The sequence below is a fragment of the Bifidobacterium sp. ESL0764 genome, assembly GCF_029395515.1.
GTDB lineage: Bacteria > Actinomycetota > Actinomycetes > Actinomycetales > Bifidobacteriaceae > Bifidobacterium.
On sequence record NZ_CP113919.1, the window covers coordinates 1,431,291 to 1,457,572 of the forward strand.

23 protein-coding genes are annotated in these 26,282 nt (G+C 57.9%); 2 read left to right on the plus strand and 21 right to left on the minus strand.

Annotation, left to right across the window (positions count from 1 at the left end; all coding sequences use genetic code 11):
- Positions 1-153: 153 nt before the first annotated feature.
- The 8 genes from OZX71_RS05435 to OZX71_RS05470 form a co-directional block, all read right to left on the minus strand.
- Positions 154-792 carry a septum formation initiator family protein gene (locus OZX71_RS05435; RefSeq protein WP_277159612.1) on the minus strand — a complete coding sequence of 213 codons (639 nt, stop codon included), beginning with the start codon at positions 790-792 and terminating at the stop codon, positions 154-156.
- Between the two features lie 98 nt (positions 793-890).
- Positions 891-2,186, minus strand: a complete 1,296-nt coding sequence (eno, locus tag OZX71_RS05440; protein WP_277146567.1) for a phosphopyruvate hydratase — start codon at positions 2,184-2,186, stop codon at positions 891-893.
- 175 nt (positions 2,187-2,361) lie between these two features.
- On the minus strand, positions 2,362-5,880 hold the full coding sequence (gene mfd, locus OZX71_RS05445) for a transcription-repair coupling factor (protein WP_277160664.1): 3,519 nt from the start codon (positions 5,878-5,880) through the stop codon (positions 2,362-2,364).
- 247 nt (positions 5,881-6,127) lie between these two features.
- Positions 6,128-6,727, minus strand: coding sequence for an aminoacyl-tRNA hydrolase (gene pth / locus OZX71_RS05450; protein ID WP_277159613.1), 600 nt, complete (start codon positions 6,725-6,727; stop codon positions 6,128-6,130).
- Between the two features lie 193 nt (positions 6,728-6,920).
- On the minus strand, positions 6,921-7,412 hold the full coding sequence (locus tag OZX71_RS05455; protein ID WP_277159614.1) for a GNAT family N-acetyltransferase: 492 nt from the start codon (positions 7,410-7,412) through the stop codon (positions 6,921-6,923).
- Positions 7,413-7,541: 129 nt separating this feature from the next.
- On the minus strand, positions 7,542-10,799 hold the full coding sequence (locus OZX71_RS05460) for a UPF0182 family protein (RefSeq protein ID WP_277159615.1): 3,258 nt from the start codon (positions 10,797-10,799) through the stop codon (positions 7,542-7,544).
- A 42-nt stretch (positions 10,800-10,841) separates the two neighbouring features.
- Positions 10,842-11,177 (minus strand): AzlD domain-containing protein, encoded by a 336-nt coding sequence (locus OZX71_RS05465; RefSeq protein WP_277160665.1) that lies wholly within the window; start codon positions 11,175-11,177, stop codon positions 10,842-10,844.
- The gene (locus OZX71_RS05470; protein ID WP_277159616.1) at positions 11,177-12,046 is read right to left on the minus strand and encodes an AzlC family ABC transporter permease; all 870 of its coding nucleotides are present in this window, start codon (positions 12,044-12,046) and stop codon (positions 11,177-11,179) included. Before OZX71_RS05470 ends, OZX71_RS05465 begins: the two co-directional genes overlap by 1 nt.
- Before the next feature lie 462 nt (positions 12,047-12,508).
- On the opposite strand from OZX71_RS05470, the gene brnQ reads away from it, so the two are divergent.
- The gene (gene brnQ, locus OZX71_RS05475; RefSeq protein ID WP_277160666.1) at positions 12,509-13,873 is read left to right on the plus strand and encodes a branched-chain amino acid transport system II carrier protein; all 1,365 of its coding nucleotides are present in this window, start codon (positions 12,509-12,511) and stop codon (positions 13,871-13,873) included.
- Positions 13,874-14,008: 135 nt separating this feature from the next.
- On the opposite strand, the gene gnd is transcribed toward brnQ, so the two are convergent.
- Positions 14,009-14,884 (minus strand): phosphogluconate dehydrogenase (NAD(+)-dependent, decarboxylating), encoded by an 876-nt coding sequence (gnd, locus tag OZX71_RS05480; RefSeq protein ID WP_277160667.1) that lies wholly within the window; start codon positions 14,882-14,884, stop codon positions 14,009-14,011.
- 157 nt (positions 14,885-15,041) lie between these two features.
- On the opposite strand from gnd, the gene OZX71_RS05485 reads away from it, so the two are divergent.
- A complete protein-coding gene (locus OZX71_RS05485) occupies positions 15,042-15,884 on the plus strand; it encodes an FCD domain-containing protein (RefSeq protein WP_277159617.1) in 843 nt (280 codons plus the stop codon).
- A 165-nt stretch (positions 15,885-16,049) separates the two neighbouring features.
- Here OZX71_RS05485 and OZX71_RS05490 read toward each other — a convergent pair whose 3' ends face one another.
- The 12 genes from OZX71_RS05490 to OZX71_RS05545 all read right to left on the minus strand — a co-directional run bounded on the left by OZX71_RS05490 (position 16,050) and on the right by OZX71_RS05545 (position 26,281).
- Positions 16,050-17,384, minus strand: coding sequence for a gluconate:H+ symporter (locus OZX71_RS05490; protein WP_277159618.1), 1,335 nt, complete (start codon positions 17,382-17,384; stop codon positions 16,050-16,052).
- 92 nt (positions 17,385-17,476) lie between these two features.
- Positions 17,477-18,250 (minus strand): SDR family oxidoreductase, encoded by a 774-nt coding sequence (locus OZX71_RS05495; RefSeq protein ID WP_277159619.1) that lies wholly within the window; start codon positions 18,248-18,250, stop codon positions 17,477-17,479.
- A 109-nt stretch (positions 18,251-18,359) separates the two neighbouring features.
- Positions 18,360-18,881, minus strand: coding sequence for a gluconokinase (locus tag OZX71_RS05500; RefSeq protein WP_277159620.1), 522 nt, complete (start codon positions 18,879-18,881; stop codon positions 18,360-18,362).
- A gap of 411 nt (positions 18,882-19,292) precedes the next feature.
- The gene (locus tag OZX71_RS05505; protein ID WP_277159621.1) at positions 19,293-20,585 is read right to left on the minus strand and encodes a solute carrier family 23 protein; all 1,293 of its coding nucleotides are present in this window, start codon (positions 20,583-20,585) and stop codon (positions 19,293-19,295) included.
- 334 nt (positions 20,586-20,919) lie between these two features.
- The gene (locus OZX71_RS05510; protein WP_277159622.1) at positions 20,920-21,732 is read right to left on the minus strand and encodes a histidine phosphatase family protein; all 813 of its coding nucleotides are present in this window, start codon (positions 21,730-21,732) and stop codon (positions 20,920-20,922) included.
- Positions 21,733-21,947: 215 nt separating this feature from the next.
- Positions 21,948-22,403: an Hsp20/alpha crystallin family protein gene (locus OZX71_RS05515; RefSeq protein ID WP_277146557.1), complete on the minus strand. Its 456-nt coding sequence runs from the start codon at positions 22,401-22,403 to the stop codon at positions 21,948-21,950.
- Positions 22,404-22,872: 469 nt separating this feature from the next.
- Complete coding sequence (locus OZX71_RS05520; RefSeq protein ID WP_277159623.1) at positions 22,873-23,298, minus strand: nuclear transport factor 2 family protein; 426 nt, start codon at positions 23,296-23,298, stop codon at positions 22,873-22,875.
- A gap of 163 nt (positions 23,299-23,461) precedes the next feature.
- The gene (locus OZX71_RS05525) at positions 23,462-23,818 is read right to left on the minus strand and encodes a DUF488 domain-containing protein (protein WP_277159624.1); all 357 of its coding nucleotides are present in this window, start codon (positions 23,816-23,818) and stop codon (positions 23,462-23,464) included.
- 137 nt (positions 23,819-23,955) lie between these two features.
- Entirely contained in the window at positions 23,956-24,165 is a 210-nt protein-coding gene (locus tag OZX71_RS05530) for a zinc ribbon domain-containing protein (RefSeq protein WP_277146554.1), read from the minus strand.
- A 480-nt stretch (positions 24,166-24,645) separates the two neighbouring features.
- The gene (locus OZX71_RS05535) at positions 24,646-25,332 is read right to left on the minus strand and encodes an SDR family oxidoreductase (RefSeq protein WP_277159625.1); all 687 of its coding nucleotides are present in this window, start codon (positions 25,330-25,332) and stop codon (positions 24,646-24,648) included.
- A gap of 360 nt (positions 25,333-25,692) precedes the next feature.
- On the minus strand, positions 25,693-26,004 hold the full coding sequence (locus tag OZX71_RS05540; RefSeq protein ID WP_277146552.1) for a DUF2442 domain-containing protein: 312 nt from the start codon (positions 26,002-26,004) through the stop codon (positions 25,693-25,695).
- A gap of 10 nt (positions 26,005-26,014) precedes the next feature.
- Positions 26,015-26,281, minus strand: coding sequence for a DUF4160 domain-containing protein (locus OZX71_RS05545; RefSeq protein ID WP_277146551.1), 267 nt, complete (start codon positions 26,279-26,281; stop codon positions 26,015-26,017).
- Between the last annotated feature and the right edge of the window lies 1 nt (position 26,282).

Consider the following 26,282-nt stretch of genomic DNA (forward strand, 5'->3'; position numbering starts at 1 on the left):
CCTTATCCGTTATGGGTTTTAAGTTTATGGTTGATCATCAGGTCTTGCCTACCGCTGTTTTATAGCATCGGATTGCACACCGGTCATGGTGAGACGTTCAAAGCCGAAAAGATCCATGAACGTCTCGATCAATCCGCACATAGCCGAAACCGGTTATTGCCCAGCCGTCTTCGCACCCGATTTGTCGCCGTTCTTATTGTCGGCACCGGTCTTCTGGCTCGGTTTGTTCTGGGAATTGACGGTGTTCTTGCTGTCTTTGGCCTTGCCGTCCGGTTTCGCTTCACCATCGGTCTGTCCGCCCACCGCCTTGGGAGTAGTGACTTCGCCGGCCTTGCCTTTCTTCAAGGGCTCATCGGCCTTCTTGAAACCATAGGCGAGTTCCCGATACCAAGGCAAACTGGGCGCGTCCGAATTGGTCTCGTTCTGCTCGGCACTCTCCGATTTCGGCTTCACACCGGTGACCGCTTCCGGATGCTCGACGTGGATGGCCTGTTCTCCAGGAAAGACGAACCCCAGCCTCTCTCGTGCTTGGGCGGTGACATAGGCGTTGTCGTTCCAACGCGAGATGTCATTTTCAAGATTCTGTTTTTGGGACACCAAAGCGGCTTCCTGTCGCTTGAGCCCGTTGAGCTCCGCAAGATTCAAGGCATAGCTGTGAAAAGTCGCCGCCAATTGGATGGCGCCGAGAACGACGATGAAAAACGCGACGAAGAACGCAATCGGGCCTGAGCCGCGACGTCGGCTCTGCTTCTTGCCGCTCGCCGTTTTGCCTGTGTTCTTCGTAATGCCCATAAGACATAAAATACCCGTCACATTCGACTCCGTAAAGTGAATGTGACGGGCAAAGCTCACAGCACAACAGCGCTGCGAATGGGTTTAGTCAGCAGAAGTTACTTCATGTACTTCTTGCAGGCCTTGAACGCGGAATAGCCGGCGTACTCGGCGGTGGAGCCAAGCTCCTCCTCAATCTCGAGCAAGCGGTTGTACTTCGCGATGCGCTCGCCACGGGCCGGGGCACCGGTCTTGATCTGACGGGTGTTCTTGGCGACGGCGAGGTCGGCGATGGTGGTGTCCGGGGTCTCGCCGGAACGGTGGGAGACCATGGAGGTGAAGCCGTTGGCCGTGGCGAGCTCGATGGCGTCGAGCGTCTCGGTGACGGTGCCGATCTGGTTGAGCTTGACGAGCAGGCTGTTGGCAGCATGCAGGTCGATGCCCTTCTGCAGACGCTTCGGGTTGGTCACCAAGAGGTCGTCGCCGACGAACTGGAGCTTGTCGCCCATCTCGGCGGTGATCTTCTGCCATGCGGGCCAATCTTCCTCGGCGAACGGATCCTCGATGGAGACCAGCGGATACTTGGAGACGAGCTCCTTGTAGTAGTTGAGCATGTAGTCGGCATCGCGATCGGCGCCGTCGAAGTGATAGGTGTTGGTGTCCTTGTTGTAGAACTCGGAAGACGCCACGTCGAGGCACAGGCCGATCTGCTCGCCCGGCTTGTAACCCGCGGCCTCAATGGCCTGCATGATGTACTTCAGGGAATCCTCGTTGGTCTTCATCTTCGGGGCGAAGCCGCCTTCGTCGCCGAGACCGGTCTCGTGGCCGTCCTTCTTCAGGATGGACTTCAAGGTGTGATAGACCTCGACGCCAGCGCGCAGGGCTTCCTTGTAGGAATCGAAGCCGTAGGGGGAGATCATGTATTCCTGGATGTCGGTGGCGAAATCAGCGTGCGCGCCGCCGTTCATGATGTTCATGTTCGGAACAGGCAGGATGTGGCCGTTGGTGCCGCCGATGTAGCGGTAGAGCGGCAGTTCCGCGGATTCCGCGGCGGCATAGAGGGCCGCGAGCGAGACGCCGAGGATGGCGTTGGCGCCGAGCTTGCCCTTGTTGGGGGTGCCGTCGAGCTCAATCATCGTGTCGTCGAGGGCACGCTGGTCGGTGGCGTCCATGCCGATGACCTTGGGGGCGATGACCTCGTTGACGGCCTTCACCGCGTCGAGGACACCCTTGCCCTGATAACGGGACTTGTCGCCATCGCGGCGCTCCCAAGCCTCGGCCTCGCCGGTCGAAGCGCCGGAGGGAACCAGGCCGATGCCTTCGGCACCATCGACGGTGTCAAGAACGACCTTGACGGTCGGGTTTCCACGGGAATCGAGAATCTCGCTGGCATATACGCTTTCAATTGCTGCCACAATGTCTCCTTTAAAGATGGACTTGCACTAACAGTTCCAAGGTTAATGGCTTTGATGGACGTAAATCAGCGAAATCGGCCATTTTATGTGAGCGCTAACATAGATGTCGCCGTATCGTTCCGCTCCTTCTCATCATTTCGACTGTCTTGACACAGAGCGCACTACCGGTGCGCCCTCAGCGCGAGCCTCCACGCCACGCCAGATCTTCGAGCAACTGGTCAGCCCAGCCCATCACCTCGGGGCTGGTCATCGGCTTGCCGCCCAGCGCTCCTCCGAACGGGGCGGGAATCAGGAGCGTATGAGTGACCGGACGATACTGCGAGCCCTTGTAGATGCGGGAAATACGCATCTGCAGCGACTCGGGCGGGTCGATCTTGGCGACACGGACGCGATTGCCCTGTGTGACGATTTCGGAAATGCCGAGCTCACGGGCTTTTCTACGAAGCCTGGCGACATCGAAGAGGGTGTCGAATTCTTCTGGCAGCGCTCCGTAGCGATCGGTCAGTTCTTCACGAAGCTCGGTAAGGTCTTCCTCGGTGCGCGCACTGGCCAGCTTGCGGTAGGCCTCGAGACGCAACTTGTCAGAATCGATGTAGTCGACCGGAATCGAAGCCTCGATCGGTAGGTCGATGGTGACCGCGACGGATTCTTTACGTTCCGGCTCCTTGTATTTCTCGACGGCATCGGAAACCATGCGCACGTAGAGGTCGAAGCCGACGCCTTCGATATGCCCGCTCTGCTCGCCGCCGAGCAGATTGCCGGTTCCGCGCAGTTCGAGGTCCTTCATGGCCACGTCGAAGCCGCTTCCGAGCGCCGTGTTCTGCGCGATGGTGGCCAAGCGGTCGTGCGACTGCTGGGTCATGGGCTTCGACGGGTCGTAGAGGAAGTAGGCATAGGCGCGTTCCCGGCCTCGTCCGACACGGCCACGCAGCTGATGGAGCTGGCTTAAGCCGAAACGATCGGCGTGGTCGACGATCAGCGTGTTGGCATTGCTGATATCAAGTCCCGTCTCGATGATCGTAGTGCAGACGAGTACGTCGATGTCGCGATGCCAGAAGTCCTGGATGATATTGTCGAGCTGTTTCTCCCCCATCTTGCCATGGGCGATGCCGATCTTCGCTTCCGGGATGAGCTCGTGGATTTTCGAGGCGACCTTGTCGATGTCGTTGACACGGTTGTGCACGTAGAAGACCTGTCCGCCGCGCAACAGCTCACGACGAATCGCAGCGGTGACCTGCGCGTCCTCGTAGGCACCGACGTAGGTGAGCACGGGCAGGCGGTCTTCGGGAGGGGTGGCCAACGTCGACATCTCACGAATGCCGGTGACGGCCATCTCAAGCGTTCTGGGGATCGGGGTCGCCGAAAGCGAAAGCACGTCGATGTTGGTGCGCAGCGCCTTCAGGGTCTCCTTGTGTTCGACGCCGAAACGCTGCTCCTCGTCGATGATCAGCAGGCCCAGGTCCTTGAACTTGATTTTCGGGTTCAGCAGCTTGTGGGTGCCGATAACGACATCGACTTTGCCAGACTCAAGGTCTTTGAGGGTTTCGTCGATCTCCTTTTTGCTTTGGAATCGGCTCATCGCGGCGACGTCGACCGGGAAGCCCTCATAGCGTTGCGTAAACGTCTCGTAATGCTGCTGCACCAGCAGCGTGGTCGGGGCCAGAATGGCGACCTGCTTGCCGTCCTGCACAGCCTTGAATGCGGCACGCACGGCGATCTCGGTCTTGCCGAAACCGACGTCGCCGCAGATGAGGCGGTCCATCGGTACCGGCTTTTCCATGTCGGCCTTGACCTCGTCGATGGTGGTGAGTTGGTCGGCCGTCTCCTGATAGGGAAAGGCGTCCTCCAGCTCTTTCTGCCACGGGGTGTCCGGGCTGAAGGCGAAGCCCTTGGCCTGCTGACGGGCGGAGTAGAGCTTAACCAGGTCATCGGCGATTTCGTGGACATGCTTGCGCGCCTTGGCCTTGGTCTGCGCCCAGTCGGAACCGCCGAGTTTGTTGAGCTTGGGCTTGTCGGCGCCGATGTATTTGGAGACCTGATCGAGCTGATCGGTGGGGATGAACAGCTTGTCAGCCGGCGCGCCCCGTTTGGACGGCGCGTATTCGATGACCAGATATTCGCGGGTGGCGCGGTTGGCGCCCACCCCGGTGGTACGCTGGCGCATTTCGACGAAACGGCCGATGCCGTGTTGCTCGTGGACGATGTAGTCGCCGGCCTTGAGCTCCATCAGATCGATGGCCTTGTGACGGCGACGCGAGGTCTTGCGCTGGGCGACGGCACTGGTCTTGCCGGTCAGGTCGCGCTCGGTCAAGAGGGCGAACTTGGCGGCGGTATCGATGAAACCGTCCATGGCCTGCGAGCGCACGGTGTCGAATCGCGTCACCCCGGTCTGGCCGAGGGCACGCCTGAGCCTTGCCAACGTGCCATTGGCCGCGGCGGTGATCGTCACTTCGAAACCGTCATCTATCAGGCCTTCGACGCCGGTGGTGGCACGTTTTTCGTCGCCGCGATACTCCTCGGGAACCGAAGCGCTGAGCTGGACATGGCCGGCCATGTTCTGATCCACGCCGAAACTGGTCAGCCTCCAGACGTCATGGTTGGAGAATTCAAGCGAACGGACGGTTTCTTCGAAGTCGAGGAAACTTGCCTGGTCAAAACTGATAGGTGCGCCGGATCCGTGACCACTCGCAGCCACATGCCAGCTGGCAGCGAGGAATTCGTTGGCGGTTTTGGCGAGGTCGGCGGCGGCACGACGCAGCTTTTCGGGGTCGGAAAGCATGATGACCGCGTCGCGGGGCAGCATCGTGGCCACCGGCTGCATATCGTCGATCAGCGCTGGAATCAGCGATTCCATGCCTTCCACCGGAATGGAGTCCGCGATGGATTGCAGCATGTCGTCGGCGTTGGGAATCTGGCCGATCAGCGATTTTGCACGGGCACGCACCTTGTCGGTCAACTGCAGTTCGCGGCAGGGCGTGGCCCAGACGGTATCGACGCCGTCACCGTAGGTGCGCTGATCGGAGGCATGGAACTCTTTGATGGTGTCGATCTCGTCGCCGAAGAACTCGATACGCACCGGGTGCGGAAGGGTCGGCGGGAAGACGTCGACGATACCGCCGCGCACCGCGAACTCGCCGCGGTTGACGACCAGATCGACACGGGTATAGGCGTTTTCGACCAGTCTTGCAGAAACCTCGTCCAGCGCAATTTCGTGTCCGACCTTGAACACCAACGGCTCCACGTCGCCAAGGCCCGCAACCACCGGTTGAATGAGCGAACGCACCGGCATGACGAGGATTCGGATCGGGCCGAACATGGCGCTGTGCTCCTGCGGGTGGCATAGCCTGCGGAAGACGGCCATGCGGCTGGCCACGGTGTCGGCACGCGGCGACAGGCGTTCGTGCGGCAGCGTCTCCCACGCTTCGAGCTGGCTCACCTCGTCGGGATCTCCCCCATACCACGAACGAATGGAATTGACGGTCTCCTCGGCCTCGCGGCTGGAAGAGACGACCATCACCACGGAGGAATACTGTGCCCGCGCGGCGGCGAGCGCCGACCGTATGCCCTCGGGAGCGCCGACCGTCAGCGCCTGGTCGGCGGCACCCTCAGGGGCTTCGATTTCGCCGGCCAACAGATCGCGGAACGCCCCATCCTCGTCGAGACGCGGCAAAAACTCTGCAAGCGAACCGGACATATCCTGCCCAACGTGATTATCGGCACTGTCTGCAACCTTGTACTGTGGCTTAACCTGTAGCGCTTCTGCACGTTCATCGGGACCGTTGGCAGCGGAAGCCGACTTGCCGATTCCAGACGTATTGTTATGCCGTTGTGGCTGTTTGGCTATGCCTGTCGCTGTTTTCAACGTTGACGTTTTGATTTCGCTTTTATCTGATTGTTTCGTTTTCTTAAGGCGACTTTTATTGCTATGATGATCATTTGCTTCAGCGGCCATTGAACCGCTCCTGAGCCTCGCCAAGACCTTCGAACATAATGGTTTCCGCAGCGTCGGCGCCGTCGGCCAAAAAGTCGGGAAGCTCCTTGCGTTGCTGCCCGGAGAACCCGCCGAGCACCCAATTGACCGTGTTCTCATGAGCGTGCGGACCGCGCGCGGCGTGGCCGGTGCCCATACGAACGCGTGCATACTTGTTGGTACCCAGTGATTTATCAATCGAGCGGATGCCGTTGTGCCCGCCAGCCGAACCACCGGCCTTGACCTTGATCCGGCCGAAATCAAGATCCATGTCATCGTGAATGGCGATGATACGGCTGGGATCGATGTCGTAGTATTGCGCAATCGATGAAACGGCATCACCGGAATCGTTCATATACGTCAACGGCTTGGCAAGGAAGAACTTGAGGCTTGTGCCGTTGAGATTCATCACACCCTTGCCCAGCTCGGCCAATCCTTTATGGTCGCTCAAACTCACCGACCAACGCTGCGCCAACACGTCGGCGACCATGAAGCCCATATTGTGGCGGGTGCCTTCGTATTTCTTGCCGGGGTTGCCCAGTCCTGCGATCAACCAGAATTGTGATGCCATCTCGCGCTACGTTCTTTCTTATCGGCGATATATAAGCGATATATCAGGTCTTTAACGTAAAACCGCATCGAAGCGGGCATGGCAGAATGCACCGAAACGCGGTTATCCGATATCCATCATACCGATTCCAACCGACGCGCGACTACGCCGAACGGCAAACAAGACAGGCGGCCGACACCCTGATCCGCAGCAATTACAGATCGAGGTACCAATACGTCATATCGAGATATCGTGAGCCATCCCAACAGGCTTGTGGTAAAAACCCATAGCGCGTGAAGCCGAAACGCTTCATCAGAGCGATGGAGCCGGCATTGCTGGCGAAGATCAGCGCGTTGGCCTTGCGGTTGCCGAGTTCCTTGGCTTTGTCGACAAGCCAGGACACCATCTGCGTGCCATAGCCTCGATGCTGCGCGGCAGTGGCAATGTAATAGCTCAATTCAACCACGCCGTCATAACCGGCACGGGGATGAAAACGCGACAGGGAACCGAAACCGACTACTTCCCCGTTCTCGTCCTCCAAGACCACCACAGGAAAATCATGACGCGGCTCGTGGCTGACCACCCATGCGCGCCTCTGCTCAAGGGTACGTGGGGTCAAATCGGCTGTGGAACCGCCGGCGACGACGGCCTCGTTGTAGATATCGGTGATCGCCTGCAGATCGCTGTCCGCCGCCGCTCGAATCATGGCTATCCCTCGTTTCAGTTCCGCGAAGTTCTGGTTTCCAAGACTTATTGATTGAATATAGTAACGGCGTTGTATGAACAGCATCGGAATATCGCTGCTCATACAACGCCGTTATGGTGGTCTATCGGCTTATTGCTGTTGGCCTTCCAGCTGCAAGGCGCGGTTCAGCTGGTCGTTGAGCTCCTGCTGGGCCTTGCCATAGCCGGCCCAGTCGCCTTTCTTCATCGCGGTATCGGAGTCCTTCATGGCCTGGCCTGCCTTGGCGAGCGCATCCTTGAGCGCGGGATCGTTGCTCGACGATCCGCTTGCGCCGGTTGCGCCGGAACCGTCGTTCTTGCCCTTGGATTTGTCGCTGGAATCACTCTGGGGCGCGGAGTTGCCGGACGAGGAGTCACCGGCTGCGGCCCCTTCCTTGTTTTCGGCGTCGCCTGCGGAAGCACCGGAGTCACCGCCGAAGACCTGATCGAGCGCCTCGTCCAAGGTGTCGGCAAAACCGACCTGATCGCCGAAGGCCACCAGGACCTTCTTCAAAAGCGGGAAGCTGGTGGCGCCGCTCGACTTGACGTAGACGGGCTCGACATAGACCAGGCCGCCACCCAGAGGCAACGTCAGCAGGTTGCCGCGCACCACCTTGGTGGAGCCGGCTTCCAAGAGGTTCAGTTCCTTGGAGACGTCCGCGTTGGAGTTGAAGTTGTTCTGCGCCTGACCGGGGCCCGGCACGTTGGCATCCTTCGGCAGCTCCTGCAATCGTATGGTGCCGTAATTCGGCCCGATCTTGCCCTTGGTATTGCCCGCGTCCGAATCGACGGAAAGGAATCCGGTCAGAATCTCACGCGTGGAGCTGCCCGCCGGGATGTAGGTGGAGGTCAGCGAGAACAGCGGCTTCTTGGAACCGCCCGTCTTCAGCGTCAGATAGTACGGCGGTTGCAGCACATCGCGCTGCTGCGCGTCCTTGGCTTCGGTCGGGTCGACCGGGGTCTGCCAGAAATCCTCGCCCGAGAAGAACTGGCCGGGGCTAGTGACGTGGTATTTCGAAAGCAACTGACGCTGCACCTTGAAGAGGCTTTCCGGATAGCGCAGATGGCTCATCAGCTCTCCCGAGATATCGGAAATCGGATGATACTGACCCGGGAAGATCTTCTGCCAGGCCTTGATGACCGGGTCCTTCGTATCCCAGGTATAGAGATCAACCGAACCGTCATAGGCGTCCACCGTGGCCTTCACGGAGTTGCGGATGTAGTTGGCAGGTTGCGAATTGAGCCCCTGCACGGTCTTGGAGGTGATCGTGGTCGAATCCTGGGTGGCCACGCCGAGATCGGTCATCTGCGAATACGGATAGGCATCCGAGGTGGTATAGCCGTCGACGATCCACTTCACGCGCCCGTTGACCACGGCCGGGTAGACACGCCCGTCGAGCGTCAAATACGGGGCGACCTTGGCCACGCGGTCACGCGGGCTGCGATCGTAGAGAATCTGGGAGTCGGAGGTGACGCGGTCGGAGAAGAAGATCTGGTCGCTGCCGAAACGAATGGCGTAAAGCAGACGGGTCAGCATGTTGCCGACCTTTGGCCCGCCGTTGCCATCGAAGGTATTGGAAGCGCCGGTGGAGCCCTTCGGGTAATCGAATTCCCATGGTGCAGTGCCTTTGGGCGAGCCGACGATGGAATATTGCGGCGAATTCGGTGAGAAGTAGATGCGCGGCTGGTAATGCTGTGACTTCGTCAGCTTGCCCTGGGTGGGGATGCCGGATTCGAAGAACTCGGGATTGCCGTCGCTGGTCACTTTGTTGCCGTAGGCGGCGACGACGCCGTAGCCATGGGTGAAGACGGTGTGGTCGTTGACCCAGTTGCGGTTGTCGTTGCCGTTGACGTTGAGTTCGCGGGCGGCGATGACCGTATCCTGGCTTTTGCCATCGATATCGTATTTATCGACCGCGAGCGAATCGGCGAACTGGTAATACTGCTTGGACTGCTGCAGCTGCTTGAACGTCGGCGAAATGACCTCCGGGTCGAGCAGACGAATCTGCGCGGTGGTCTCGGGATCGCTGGCCAACGCACCGGACTTGCCTTCGGTGACGGCGTTGTAGCCGCCGACCTTGACCTTGTCAAGTCCGTAGGCCTGCTGGGTGGCCTTGATATTGCGGGCGATATAGGAGGATTCCATCTCCTGTTCGTTCGGGCTGACCTTGAAGCGTTGCAGCAACATGGGCCAAAGCATGCCGAGCACGATGGCCACCACCACGACGGCGGCGACGGCGACCATCGGCACGCGCCAGGCCTTCACTGCCGCCACCACACGCACATCCGGTGAGGCGGGGCCGTCGAAGGAATGGGAACGCATGAGCCAGATGCCGAGCAGCAGCCCGAGGATCGCCGTCAGACCGGCGAGAATGAAGGTGACCGGAACGTTGGCATGCACCGTGGTGTAGTCGGCGCCGGTGAAGCGGTTGCCGACCTGGGTGAGCGTGTTGAAGACACCGATGACCTGACGGACGGACCAAGCCAGCATGTTCAGGATGAACCAGACGCTGATCTGTCGACGCGCATACTTGGTCATGGTCATGATGCCGTGTCCGTTGACCGGCATGGTGATGCGAATGCCTCCCATGGCGAAGTGGGTGACGATCGAGAAGAGCAGACCGAAGAAGAGCAGCATCCTCAGCGCGGAGAGCATGAGGTTCAAGCCGGGAAGAATAAAGACGTAGAAACCGTTGTCGATGCCGAATTGCGGGTCGGAGACGCCGAAGGGCTGGGCATGGAACATCAGGAGGACCTCGGACCAGTTCGAGTTGAACTGGAAACCGAAAACAAGGCCGACAATCAGCGAAACGATGACCGCCACGCGCCTGGCCGTCTTGGAACTGACGGACTTGCCGACTTCAACGACGTCACCTCTGACGCGGATGGTGGAGCCATCGGCGGAATCCGGGCGCTTGCGAATGGCCATGGTGGCGGCCACATAGCTCACCAGAGCCATCAACACCGCGAACGCGACCCAAAGGCCTACCTTCGTCCACAGCTGGGTCCACACCACCGACTGGAATCCGAGCTGGCCGAACCACATGAGGTCGGTGACGAAGTGATCAAGACCGAAGAGCAGGGCCAGAATCAGCGCCACGACCACCACCACGCCGATGAAGACCTTCGTCCCCCTGGACGTGCCTTGCGGTTGATTGTTCGCACGCCGCGTCAGACGCGGATTGCCATTGCGCGGTGGCCAGAAATCACCTGCCGAGAAATTCTGGCGCTTACTTCCAGATTGGGCGTCGTCATCGCCGTCGGTGTGGATATGCAGGATTGTGGGGTCGTCGTCATCATCGTTGCTGCGGTAACGATTGGAGCCGTTGCGCGGGTCCGGAAACCCGCCGAAAAAGTCAAAGAAGGACATGTCTCAATCGTAGCGAAAGGTGTCGCCCGTCACAGGCGGATTTCAGGCGAACACGGTCTGTACCAGCACCATATAGAGGACAGTGCTCGCGAAAATCGCCAACAGCGAATTGTGTCGCCAGCGGTATATCAGCACAAGCACCGCGATGGCGATGAGCATGGGTATGCCGTGGTCACCGGAGACGAACGACACGTTTTTGAGCGAATAGACCACCAGCATACCGGTCATCGCATATGGCAGCACGTCACCCAGGTAACGGATGAGCCGAGGAGGCGTTTTGGAATCGGGAAACAGCAGGAACACCGTAAAACGAGTGACCATCGTGGCGAAGACAACCACGGCAATGGTAATAATGGACTGCGTCGCGCTCATCGTCATCATCGCTTACCCTCCTTACCATGGCTGTCTGGCGCCGTTTGCGCGATAATGCCGGCATTGGCCTTGCCGTCGGTGTCGGCAGATTCTCCATCTGTATACGTATCAAGGTTTCCGGCGAAACCACCACCATCGCCGTGACCGGACGAATCCGACTTAAGCTCCTCCAACCAGGGACGCAGCAACAGGAAGACGACCAGCATGCCCGCCAGCGCAGGCAGCATGAAATCCTTCGGTCCGAAGGCAAGCAGACAGGCCAGCGATACCGCCAGACCCACCAACGCCGGCGTATGCCCGCGCAAAGTATGTGGGGACGACGACCATTGGTCCAGCAGGATCGAGACGAACATGGCGACCATGGCGAACTCGACACCTTTGACGGAAAACGGCAGCACGCCGCCGATCAGCCAACCCAGAGCGGCACCAGAGACCCAATAGCAGTAGTCGAGTACGGAGACGGCGAGCATGAACCAGCCTCGATCGATTTCTTTGGGTATCTTGGCCGACGAATTGATGGCGAACGTCTCATCGCACATCCAGAAGATGAGCAGGGGCTTCTTCCATCCCAGCCCGCGGAAGGGACGAAGCATCGCCAGACCATAGAAAAAGTGACGTCCGTTCACCATCAGCGTCATCACGAAGGCGGCGAACGGGTTGAAGGCGCTCAACAGCAGATCGATGGTGACGAATTCCATTGATCCCGCGAAGATGAACGCCGCCATGCAGACCGGGTAGATGAGCGGGAATCCTTTGGAAAACATCAGCAGCCCGTAGGAAAGGCCGGTCAGCACGAAGCTGGCGCAAATCGGCAGGGTACGCGGAAACGCCTCGCGAAACGCCGCAGACACTGTTTTCCCGGACGCCACCGACATCCATCCTCCTGTGCTCCAACAGATGCCGAACTCGTTTGCGGCATCACCGGCAATACTATAAAAACGATCTGGCATGCCCTCAATACCGGTCACACTGTGAGCATTCAGAACCGCTTCGCAAGTAGTTCGCCCCATACGCATCCCTGTATCGACATCAGCCAGACCCGCCGAACGCCGGAACGGGCAGTCGCCGCACCGCAGACCGCCCCGAGGCAGCAGCAGCTTACGGCAGACAGACAGATACATATATATTGTCCACTCGCCCACGCTTGGCGTGGCTGGCGCATATAGTGAAAACGAAATCCGCATAGTGGATGCGACGATATCAATTGCATCACACAGAGTTATATTGGAAGTTTTATGGCAAATACCATCGGCACCGCAACATCGGAACAGTCCATCGAGCCGCAACAGGATAAGGTGTCCCCAGATTCCCACGACAACGGCCAAGGCCGGAACCCCATGAAATTGAACGGTCGGCACCGCCTCGTCGTCGCGTTCACCTTCTTCTCCATGTTTTTTGGAGCGGGCAACCTCATCTTCCCACCGCTGATGGGCGCCCAGGCGCAAAGCGCGGCGCTTCCGGCCACCATCGGCTTCATCGTCTCGGCGGTGGGCCTGCCGATTCTGGGCGTGCTGGCCGTGGCTTCGGCGGGCGGCTTCGAGCACCTCGCCTCACGAGTCTCCCCCAAATTCGCCGCCGTACTGGCGTTCGTCATCATCATGGCCATCGGCCCCTGCTTCGCCATTCCCCGCACCGCCACGACCTCCTATGAAATGGCGATCACCCCGTTTGCGGGTGAGAACAACCGCTTGGCGCTGCTGCTCTACTCAATCGTCTTTTTCGCATTGTCGTTCCTGTTGAGCCAACATCCTGAAAAGCTTTCGAAATCATTGGGACGCTTCATGGGACCGCTGCTTCTGGTGCTGATCGCGGTCATGTTCGTTTCCTGTATCTTCATCGGTCACAGAGCGTTGGGCAAACCGTTCGGCGACTATGCGCACGGTTCCCTGATCTACGGGTTCGTCAACGGCTATCAGACGATGGACCTGTTGGCCGCGCTGTATTTCGGCATCGTCATCTCGGCCAACATCGCGCAATTCGGCGTCACCGACACCAAGGCGAACCGCCGCGAGACCGGCATCGCGGGCACCGGCGCCGGCATTCTGCTCATCATCATCTATGCGGCGCTTTCGTTCATCGGAGCGGTAAGCGGTTCCATCAAATCCGCAAACGGCAAGGACGACACCGGGGCGACGGTGCTGACCAATCTCACCACCTCCGCTTTCGGCTCGATCGGCACGGCATTCGTCGGCGTCATTTTCGTGCTCGCCTGCTTCAACGTGTGCACCGGCCTCATCTCCACGTGCGCGACCTATTTCGAGAACACCTTCCCCACTGTTTTCGGTCATCCGGTCAAATACCGCGCATGGAGCGTCTTCTTCGCCGTGTTCAGTTTCGTCGTCTCGAACGCGGGTCTGAGTGCCATCATCACCGTCTCGCTGCCGGTGCTCGGCGCACTTTACCCCATCGCCATCGTGCTGGTGCTGCTCAATCTTGTCGAAAAGCCGTTCTCGTCGAAGTTCCCGCGCGTCTATTTCTGGACGGTCCTGCTGGTGGCGCTGTTCACCATCTTCGACTGCATCGTCAAACTGCTCGCCGTTTTCGGGCTTCCGGTGACCTCGGTGAACCAAGCGCTGGCCGCTTTGCCGCTTTACGAGGCCCAGCTGACCTGGCTGATTCCTGCGGTTGCAGGCATCGTCATCGGCATCATCGACAGTCTCATCCGCTCCCATCGCCACGTCCAAGTCGCTGCGTCAGACTGAAAGCCGCTGGCGCGTCACCAGCCGAAATCGATATGCGTAAGCCCCCGCCGGACCGTACCCGGTGGGGGCTTACGCATATTTACGCATAGTTTCCGGCAACGGAACAATGATGCCGTTGCCGACTTATTCAGACATTCACGCCTTGGTGATATGCCCGCCGAACTGGTTGCGCATCGCGGTGACCACGCGCAGCACGTCGTCGGCACCGCCGCGGGAGGCCTGACGGGTGAACAGGCCGGCGCTGATGGCCGGAGTCGGCACACCGAGCTCGGCCGCCGCCTCGATCGTCCACTTCGCCTCGCCGGTCTCATCGGCCACCGGCGGCATGCCCTTGAGGTCCGGGTCGTCCTTCATCGCGCGGACCACCAGGTCGAGCAGCCAAGAATCAACGACGCTGCCGGCACGCCAGGAGGCCATGACCTCGGCCGGGTTGTCGACATATTCGCTACGCTCCATCGTTGCGAAGCCCTCGCCGAACGCCTGCATCATGCCGTATTCGATGCCGTTGTGCACCATCTTGGCGAAGTGGCCGCCGCCGACCGGGCCGGCGTGGACGAGGCCGTCCTTGCCTTCCGGCTTCAGAGCTTCGAAAATCGGCAAGGCACGCTGGTACTCGTCATCCGTACCGCCGGCCATCAGGGCATAGCCGCGCTCTTCGCCCCAAACGCCGCCGGAAACGCCGCAGTCCATATATTCGATGCCGTTCTCGGCGAGCTTTTCGGCGTTGAGCTTGTCATCGGTATAACGGCAGTTGCCGCCGTTGATGACCATGTCGCCCTTTTCGAGCAGACCCATCAGCTCGTCGAGCGTGCTGTCCGTCGCCTTGCCTGCGGGCACCATGATCCAGACGATGCGCGGGGCATCAAGTCTCGAGACCAGTTCCTTGAGACTCGAGACGTCACGACCGGATTCGGGGCTCAGATCGTATCCGACGACCTCGTGTCCCGCCTCGCGAATCCTTTTGGCCATATTGCCGCCCATACGTCCTAGCCCAATCATGCCAAGCTGCATCATTTCCTCCTTGAGAAACAACCTCTACTATCAATAAAAGCATATCATATATTTTAAAGATATTACTTTTATGGTTTTTCAGATTTCTTTTCTTATCAATACCTGTTTTTTACGAGTATATTCGAATTTATTGAGAGACTTTTGGTAGGCTGAGAACATGAACAATGAACACGAGAGGGCAACGGCAAGCCTTGATGACCAACCCCGAGTACAGGCAGAAAACCATCCGGAACGCAATCAGCTATCCGAGGTCGACTCAAACTCACAAGGCGACACCGAACGAAACCCATCAGATTCCCCGGATTCAGCGCAGAGTCCGATTCCCCTGCACCATGCCGTCGCCGAACAACTCGCGATCGACATCATCGAACATCGCTGGCAGCCCGGAACCAGCATCACGCTCAACGATATACAGGAACGTTTCTCGATTTCCAGGACCGTGGCCCGCGAGGCGGCCCATGCCCTGCAGTCCGCCAATGCCGTCATCGTCAAGAAACGAGTAGGCCTCATTGCCCTTCAATTGGACAAATGGCTGTCGCTGGACACTCAGGTCATCGAGTGGAAGCTTCATTCCAGCTATCGCAAGCAACAGCTCCTCACCTTGACCGAGCTGCGGCTGGCCGTTGAACCGATAGCCGCCGGCGATGCGGCGTTGCATGCGCCTATGGAGACCAGGGCTTTGATGCCGGTTCTTGCCAGCGAAATGCGTAAAAAAGGGGAATCCGGCGATCTCGAAGCATTTCATAAGCTCGATATCCGTTTTCATGACGAAGTGCTCAGCCACAGCGGCAACGAGCTTTTCACCGCGCTCTCCCCGCTTGTGGACATCGTATTGAAAGGCCGTGTGGAGCAGGGGCTCTACCCGGTTCGACCACGCCCGGACGCGCTGAACGCACATGAAAGCGTGGCGGAAGGCATTTGGAAAGGCGACGCGCAACTCGCCCATGACGCCATGACCCATATCGTCGACGAGGTCCGTACCACCACGCAGGATTCATGACATTGATGACATTGATCTGAATACGCAATCGGGTTCTGCACCATCTTAAAAAGATGACACAGAACCCGATTGCGATTGCCTGGATATTGTGCAGAACCGCAGACGAACGAGGTCAGGCCGCGCCCGACAGACGACAGCCATGTCCCTCACCGGCCAACTGAGGCCTCAGACGAACAGAGACAGACAAAGCACCGAAAGCAAGCCTACAACCGAAATCACCGCCGTGGCCACCGTCCAGGACGACAAGGTGTCCTTCAGCGAAAGGCCGAAGTATTCCTTGATCATCCAGAAACCGGCGTCATTGACGTGGTCGCAGAAGACGGAGCCGGCGCCGACGGCCAACACCATCAACGCGGGATTGGCACCGGTGGAAGCGATCAGCGGCAGCACGAGGCCCGCACCGGTCAAGGAGGCGACGGTCGAGGAACCGACGCAGACACGCAGGATGGCGGTGATGAGCCAGGCGGCGATCAGCGGCGGCATGCTGATGTTGGTGAACAGATGGGAGACATACGTGGAGACACCGCCGTCGACGAGCACCTGCTTGAAGGCGCCGCCGCCGCCGATGATCAGAAGCATCATGGCGATCTGCTTGACGGACTGCTCCATGGATTTGGTGATCTCGCCCATCTTCCTCTTCTGGTGGAAGCCCATCGACCACATGGCGAAGAGCATCGAGAGCAGCATGGCGATGTCGGGGGCGCCGATGAACTGGATGGCCTCGTTGACGACGTTCTTTTTGGGAATGACGAAGGAGCAGATGGTCGCGAAGGCGATCAGGATGACCGGCAGGAGCGAAGTGAACACGGAGATGCCGAAGCCCGGGGTGTCCTCGGTCTTGAATTCCTTGTATTCGCCGAGTACGGTGATGTCGATGTCCTTGCGGTACAGGCCCGGACGCAGCTTGTGCAGCAGGTGGTTGAAGAGCGGTCCGGAGATGATGACCGTCGGAATGGCGACGATGATGCCATAGATCATCACCTGGCCCATATCGGCGCCGAGCGTGCCGACGATTGCCGTGGGCGCCGGATGCGGCGGCAGGAACGCGTGGGCCACGTTCAGGGTGACGGCGGCGGAAAGGCCGAGCTCCATGAAGGGCATGTCGATCTCGCGGGCGATCACGAAGATGATCGGCAGCAGGACGACGAGTCCGACCTCGAAGAACAGGGCGATGCCGACGATGAACGAGGCCAGAACAACGGCGATCTGAATATGCTTGCGCCCGAATTTGTCGATCAGCGTCATCGCGATGCGGTGGCCGCCGCCGGAGTCGGAAACCAGCTTGCCCAGCATCGAGCCGAAACCGAAGATGACGGCAAGATGGCCGAGCTGACCTCCGATGCCGGTTTCGATGGTCGTGGGAATCTTGGCGATCGGAATCTGGAGGACGAGCGCCGCCAGAATGGAAGTGATGACCAATGAGACAAACGTATTCAGTTTGCATTTGGCGATCAGGAATATCAGCACTGCTACGGCACAGGCTACGATTACTAATGGCATTCCTTTACCCTTCTCGTTAAGGACTGTTGATTTTCTTTCCCGCCCTCTCGGCCCGGGAAAAATCTGGTTGGCCGACCTTCGTCGGCTTTGGGTCAGCGGAGCAGATAGCCCCCATCGACGGGAAGCATCACACCGGTGACATAGTCGGATGCGGATGAGCACAGGAACACCATCGCCCCCATGAGCTCGCTCGGGTCCCCCCAATGACCGGCAGGAATATGGTCGTGGATCTCGACACTGCGCACGGGGTCGTTTTGCAGCGCGAGGGTCATCGGCGTATTGATATAGCCTGGCGCCAGACCGTTGACCTGCACATTGTAAGGCGCAAGGGCATCGGCATAGGCCTTGGTGAGGCCTACCACGGCGTGCTTGCTTGCGGCATAGGGGAAGATCCTCTTGCCCGCGCGGTAGGACTGCATGGAACCGATATTGACGATCTTGCCGCTGCGCTGCTTCATCATCACCTTCGCGACTTCATGCGAAAGGTAATACAAAGCGTTGAGATTGACATCGATCACCTTGCGCCAATCTTCGTCGGGGAAATCCGCCAGATCATGACGCAGCTGAATACCCGCGTTATTGATCAGCACATCGATGCGGCCGAATTCCTTGAGGGCCTCATCGACGATACGTTTCGCGGCACCGTCGGCAGTGATGTCCTGCTTGACGAACACGACCTTGCGGCCGTTGCCCTCCACGATCCTTCTGGTCTCGTCCCAGCCGTTCTCGGTGGCGCTGACCACGCAGACATCGGCCCCGACGGTACTGACCGCCTGGGTATAGTACTTCCCCAGCCCGCTGGCACCCCCGGTGATCAGCACGACCTTATCGGTGAGTTCAAAGCTATGAATTGAAAAATCGGCCATAGTATATTCCCTTTCTTCGGCTTTAACGCCTTCGAACATCAATCAGACCATTGCCGCAGTGACGACGCCCTGGCCTTCTCTGCGGCAATTGCCGAGACTTCGTCGACGACTAGGAGAGCTTGGCGGTTTCCTCGTACTTCCTGATGGCCTCGATGGCTCGATCCTCAACCATCGCCGGGTCCCCCTCGACGGAAACCGTAACGCCGTTTTCGTCCGCCTCAAGAGGCTCGAGGTCCGCGAACTGACTGGGCAGGAGCGAAGGCGGCATGTAATGGCCCGTGCGCTTGGCCAGACGGCCTCCGATAAGCTCCTGGCTGCCGGCAAGATGAACGAACAGGACATCGACATGTTTGTGCAGTACCTCACGATACGCCTTCTTCAGCGCCGAGCACGAAACCACGGTGGAATTGCCCTGCCTGTCCTGATCGGTCATCCATTGGCTGATGGTTTCAAGCCACGGCCAACGGTCCTCATCGGTAAGCGGTATGCCATGGCTCATTTTGTCGACATTGGCCTTTGGATGGAAGTCATCGCCTTCGGCCATGACAAAACCCAAACGGTCTCGAACAGCTTCCGCCACAGTGGTTTTACCGCATCCGGCAACACCCATGACGACAACATGGATACTCATATTAACCCTCCTGCGTCCTTGCATTGAACAAATGACGGAAGTTACTATATGACGATAAACCTGTTTTGTCAAAAGAATGACCAATATTTTTAAACGTAGTATTTATTTTGCGTTATCGGCAATAGCCCATTCGCGGTTTTTCATAAAGTCGAAAACCTTGACCCGAATTTGAACGAATTTCCAACGTTGTAGAGCGTTTTCCTGGATTCTCTCTTGACCATCAATCCGGAAACCTCAAAGACCCAATCGCGAAAACCGAACGGGCCTTTGACATCTTTAGAGACGAAAATCACCTTTCTTTCCGCATCCCTGCCGAGAAAAAACAAAGCCGGATGAGATTCGTCATCCGGCTGAAGATCTCCGAGCATCGACTTTCGTCTGCCGGAAATCACTGTTGCTTTATTGCTACCGTCACTCGGTGCCGTCCTTGGCGATGGCGCCGGTGGCGCGGCCGATGGCCTTGAGGCCGTGGTACATCACCAGCACCGCGACGGTGCCGATGGCAATGCCGTTGAACTTGACGCCGGAGATCGCGAAGCCGAAGTCGGCGATGCCGATGATCATGGTCACGGCGGCGGTCATGTTGTTCAGCGGCTTGCCGAAGTCGACGTGGTTGTCGACCCAGATGCGCACGCCGACCATGCCGATCATGCCGTAAAGCAGGGTGGTCACGCCACCCAAGACGCCGGAGGGAATCGTGTTGATGACCGCGCCGAACTTCGGGCACAGGCTCAGGATCAGGGCGAAGGCGGCCGCGCACCAGTAGGCGGCGGTGGAGTAGACGCGGGTGGCGGCCATCACGCCGATGTTCTCGCCGTAGGTGGTGGTGCCGGAGCCGCCGCCGAAGCCTGCGATCGTGGTCCCCAGGCCGTCGGCGAAGAGGGCGGTGCCGATCTGGTCGTCATAGTCGCGGCCGGTCATCTGGGCCACCGACTTGACGTGGCCGACGTTCTCGGCGATCAGGACCATGACCACCGGGATGAACATGGGCAGCACCGAGAAGTCGGCCTGCGGCATGTGGAACTGGGGGAAGCCGATCCACGAGGCCTTCGCCACGGCGGCGAAATCGACCTGGCCGCGGAAGCAGGCGTAGGCATAGCCGACCAGGACGCCGAGCAGGATGTTCAGGCGGCCGATCAGCCCCTTGAAAAGCACCGCGATCAAGAGGACCGCGACCAACGTCACCGCCGCGGTGTCGGGCGCCTTCTGGAAGTTGGACCAGACCGAGGGAGCCAGGTTGAAGCCGATGATGGCGACGATGGCGCCGTTGACCACCGGCGGCATGATCAGGTCGATCCACTTGGCGCCGGCGAAGTGGACGAGGATACCGACCAGCGCCAGCAGGATGCCCGTGCACATGATGCCGAAGCCCGCAGCCGGGATGCCGGCACCGAGCCCCTTTTCCGTCTCGACGGCCGTAATAGGGGCTATAAAACCAAAAGAGCTACCCAGATAACTGGGTAGCTTATTGGTATTGATCAACAGGAACAGCGCGGTGGACATTGCGGTGAAGAACAATGTCGTCGACGGATCGAAATGCGTCAGTATCGGAACGAGGAACGTCGCGCCGAACATCGCGATCACGTGCTGGGCTCCAATGCCCGCCGTTCGGCCCCACGTCATGCGCTCGTCAGGGTCGATCACCTCACCGGGATTCAATGTCTTGCCGTCACCGTGCAGTTTCCAGGTGAACATGTTACTCATCCTTCGCTCTCCTTTTGGGCATACTTTGACCACTAATTGAAAATAGAGGATTTACCGCGCGGCTTTGATTTCGTCACGCGCCTTGGGATAGTTTAATGCGCCCTTGGACATTCGGCGTGTCGTGTTCGCGTAGTGGACATAGCACATGACTACACACGACAACTGACGTTGTTGGACGGGGATATACAATGCTGAGGCACTCTCCAGGCCGGTAGGCCAAGCTTTATGCCACAGCATCGCATATCCCCGTCCAACAACTCAACCTAGAACATCATGTTCAGAGTATCCTACATCATATATCTCAGCTCAAGAATATTAGTCCGAGCGCACAGATTTAGAGATGAGGGGTGACGGACTGTACGACATCTACGAGGTCGCCGTTGGAGAGCAGGGGGCGCTGGAACTCGCGCCACGGATCGACCTTGACGACCCAGCGGCCGGTGTCCTTGTCGTAGACCGGGCGGGCGGTCTGCTCGAAGTGGATGCGCTCGTCGGTGCGGCCGGTGTTGGGGTCGCGGCGCGAATAGTGCAGGCAGGTGCAGTTGGTGATCTTCCAGTTGTCGCTGTCGGCGCGGCGCAGGAACTCCTCGTCGGAGAGGTCCTCGAGGGTGAGCATCAGCGAGAGCATGAAGTCGCCGTGAGTCACGGCGATGACGGACTGTGCCTCGGCGCGGCGGTTCAACGAAGTCAGGAGGTTGTGGGCGCGGTTCTCGGCCACGTCGGCGATGGATTCGCCGGCCGGCGGGCGCCAGTAGAGCGGGTCGGTTTTCTTGAACATCCAGTTGCGCTCGTAGTTGGTCTTGAAGACCTCCTGGGTCACGGTGCTGATCTCGCCCCAGGAGCGTTCACGCAGCACGCGTGTCTCCTCCCATTTGGCCTTGGGCAGCGCCATCGTCGCCGCGGTCTCGCGGGTGCGCACGTAGGGCGAGACGAGGTAGCGGTCGAAAAGCTGTTGCTGCTCGACCAGCCAGCGTCCGATGCAGTAGGCCTGCTTACGCCCGGTCGCCGTGAGCCTCCACGAGCGGTCGGGCACGGTGACGTTATCCTGCGTAAAGAGCGAATTGTCACCGTGCTCCCCCGCCTTGACGATGACATTCGCCTCCGACTCCCCGTGTCGAATCACATACAAATCCAATGGCATGCCCATGTGCCTTGCCTCGTTTTCTCTGCTCTACTCATAAATATTCATTGTTAATCTCAAACCATTATCGCACAGGAATCACAAAGGAGGCCAGTAGCGAAACAAAAGAAACGCCCCTTCCCACCTTCTGCAACTTCCCCATTGCAGAACACGAAAAGGGGCGTACTGTGAACGTCTCAGTCCACTAAAGCGTTACCTCTGAAAATCAGCAGACCAGCGAATCAGCCTTCGATGGCGATCTGGTGCTTGGCCTCGACCTTCGGCGCCGGCTGCACCTTGGCGATCTCAAGGCTCAGCGTGCCGTTCTTGTAGTTGGCGTGCACGTCGGATTCCTTGACCTCATCGCCGACGTAGAAGCTGCGCGAGCAGGTGCCGGCGTAACGTTCGCGGCGCAGCCACTTGCCCTCATCGTTCTTCTCGTCATGGCTCTCGTCGCGCTTAGCCGAGACGGTCAAGTAGCCGTCGTGCAATTCAAGGGCGATGTCGTCCTTGTTGAAGCCGGGCATATCGATGGAGACGTCGTAAGCCTTGTCGGTCTCGCGGACATCGGTCTTCATCATGTTGGCCGAGGAAATCGGGTTGCCCATGCGGTTGCTGGAATCGCCCCAACCGGCGAAGAACGGATCGTCGAACAAATCAGAGAACGCATCATGCATCAAAGCCGGAAACATAGCCATAATCAATACTCCTTGAAGTAGGAGGCAAGTCTCTTTACGTCCGCGGCCGGAGCCAAACCGGCCGGATGGCGAGAGGCTCCGGAACCTTGCGGCTCCAAGTCTTTATCGTGTCACTATGTCCAACCGTTATTCCCGCTCCGGCTTCCCGGTTTTAACCTGCAGTGAACAAAACTTGAGCCAGATCGACTCAAGCTTTGAAAATGACTGAATTTCGAGGTTTAAACCTACTACGAGAAGGACACAAACAAAAATGGATGTTCGCCACCTCAGACACCTTGCATATCGGCATTAGCCGGAACAACGGAAACGATGTCCCTACCCTCGGAGTCCATACATCCCCGGCAACGAGAAAAAGCGAGAAACACAATGACACCCTCATCACTTCAGCGACAGGAAAACGGGAAACGGATCAATCGCTGATATGACGAAGAATCCATCTCCCGTTCGCTTCATGAAGTCCCGTAATCGACTACTCGCCCTTGTACGGGTAATCGCGACGGCGCTTGGCCCGGAACTCACGCACCCGCTTGATCTTGTTCTGCCGATTGAACTCGATGACCGAAACCCCGTCGTAGTCGTAGGATTCGCCCTTGTGTTCCCGCCCTGCGAGCGTCCAGAAAACGGTGATTGACGGCTGCCCTTCACGACCGCGGGCATGGGTGAAATTGGCTATCTTCCACATCGACACGGCCTGGTGCTCCAGGGAATCCTCAATCCAGTGATGAATCTGGTTGCGGTTTTCGTAGATATGCCCGTTGGATTCCTCATAGACGCAATCAGGAGCGAAAATCGCGTCGAGCTTGTCGAAATCGCGGGTCACCCACATGTTGAAGTAGTCGGAAATGGCACGCTCGCGCTTACGTGCCCTCGGTATCGATAACGTCACTGTCGCCATAACCATCATCATACGCTATACAAAGCGCGTTACACGGCCACGATATCGAATTTGTCTCGAAAAATTATGGCTTCACGGTTTTCTGCGGCGACCCGTCGCACAATCACGTATGATTGCTTCATTTATTCAGCAATAGCAAAATACGGCAACGGAATATCACAACCTACGAAAGCCGCTTGCCGAGATAATCCTTCAAAACTACTGCCTGGTTGTTGTGTGGGTCTTTGGCGCCATAGAGCAAGGTGACTTTGGGCTGTTCGCGGCATATCGCGACCAACTTGCCGACCGTTTCCGTGTTGGAATTCAGCTCTTTGCGGTATTTTTCGGCGAACTCGTCGAACTTGGCTGGGTCATGGCCGAACCACTTGCGCAGCTCGGCGCTCGGCCCGATTTCCTTGAGCCACAGATCGAGTTTCGCCTTCACCTTTGAAATGCCGCGCGGCCAAAGCCTGTCGACCAAGACGCGGTAGCCGTCGGCATCTTCGGCCGCCTCATACACCCGTTTCAACGCAATCGTCATATCCCCGCTCCTTTGGCTCGTACACCTCAGCCTAGCGCAGATAGGAACGGAACGACAGAGCAAATCGGATATCGGCGGAAAATCAGGAGTCCTTGGCGCGAACGCCGAAATCATCGAGGATGAACGTCGGCAAGCCGTCAGTTCATCAGGAAATCGAGAACGTTCATGCCGGCGTCGGTTTCGGCGCGATAGAGCTCCGTGAAGCCGCATTGGGTGCAACTGACGGTGATGAACTTCTTGTTCTGCACATTGAAGAGCTTGGCGAATTCCCCGCCCGTCGCCTGGAACTGATCGGAAATGTAGTGTTGGCATCCGCATTTTTCGCATACGTACTGTTTCTGCTGCATTGGAGGGCCTTTCAGTTGGAGACGATGTCTTGGTTACTTATTTAATCACAACACACAGGCATCAATGCAACGCAGCGCCAGCGGATATACATTTTTACCGGCAAAATTCTATCTATTGACGAAATAACAAACAAACCAGAAATACCGGCCAGACGGTTTGCACAAATAGGCTTCAAAGTGTTCTGCTGTATAGCAGCAAAGCCTTGAGACCGACACGCGAGATTCGGACCTCTGCGCTCATTACTCCCTGAATATCTAAAGCGCCTCAAGTGTCCAAAGGCCCATGGACACATAGGCTGACCGTTATCACAAAATCAGAATGCCGATAATTCTGCAACAGCAAGCCGATGACGAGAACCGACAGAAAATCTTGACCGTTTGACCGTTTGACCAGCTTTGGGCCGGACAAACACATGATAAAGAGCCGCACGCCGCAAGGCAGGCAGCTCTTTTATTGATGCAACAGGACGACCAACGGACTCAGACAAGAACCTCGTCGATCGGCTGGTCGCCGTCGTAGAAGGCGATGGTCTTGCGCTTGGCCACATCGGCGCTGAGCACGCGGGCGATGACCGCCGCGACGTTGCCGCGCGAGGTCGCACGTTGCTCGGGCGTGGCCGGCTTGCCGTCGATCATCGTGTGGTCGTTAGTTAGAACGATTTTGTCGGTTTCGGGCTCGAGCGTCAGCACGCCCGGACCCAGAATCGTGTATTCGAGCGAGGAATCAATCAGGTGCGCGTCGGCGTCATGCTTGGCCTGCGCGTACGGCAGGAACGACTCCGGCCAGCCCATCGTCTGCGGGTCACGGTCGGCCGTATCGTAGGAGACCATCACAAAGCGACGCACGCCCGCTTTTTGCGCCGCGTCGATCGCGTTGACCGCGGCCTGATAATCGACGGCGTGGGTGCGAACGGCGTCGCCACCACCGGCACCGGCCGAGAACACGACAGCCACAGCGTCTTCAAACAAGCCAGCAAAGCTGTCGACGTTGGCATGTTCCATATCGAAGACCACCGGATTCGCACCTGCCGCACGCACATCGTCGGACTGCGCAGGGTTACGGATAACCGCGTCGACCGCGAATCCCGCAGCCTTCAGCTTCGGTTCGGCGAGCAACGCCACCTTGCCATGCCCGCCCAAAATCACCACACGTCGCTGATCAGCCATATCGATTCCTTTCAAAAATCGCAACGTCCATCGTTATTGATGGAACCATAACCATCATTATCATGCCATAAAAACACCGTTACGCGCACAGAGCGAATCGGCGGACTCGAGGCTGCGAGATTTATAGTCCGGTTATCTGCTACGAAGCCTGTCAGAACTCGTTATCTTGCTCATTTAACCACCAGTATTCTAACGGTTAAGCCATTCATCCACTAGAAAACTACAGCTTAAGACTTTATAAGATACGGCATCGGTTCTGCGAGTCATTTAGGAAAAAAGAAGAATCACATGGCCGAAATTTTATAAAACCGCCGACACATTTTCTTAAAACACATGGCAGCAACTCCATAGAATAAGATTTCAGGCGGAAACCAACGCTCCATGAGCGTCATATTCGTAAGAATGATTATAAAGATACGACGGAGAGATATCGATAGATCCATCTTGCCACGTCAGTACACCGTCTTCCAACTGAAAATGCTCAAAAACAGCCTCGTCACGCAACGGGGCAAACGCGGGAACATCATCAAACATTTCGCTAAAATCGCAAAGCCGAGTTTTCCCGTTCGAAAACGTAACCACCATGGTATAGTCCCCGGTCGCATGAGCATCGAGGACCTCTAATTCACCACTCGGAGAATCCGCATAAACGATTCCATCATGTACGAACATCAAAATCTCCTTATGACAAGGGCTTTATTTTATTAAAAGGCTTACCGCTTATAGCTTCATTCCATGCAAGGTACAATTCACTCTCATGCAATTCAAGCCACGCGGCCACCAATTTGTATTGTCTTTCCGGCAAAGAACCCGCCAACACTTCACCATCGATGCCGATGGAAGCCTTAAAATCACCATACTTCACATGTACGTGCGGCTTATGATGTTTGCCTTCATCCTGATACACCATCTTGATGATGATTCCGAAAAATCTGCTTACTTCCGGCATT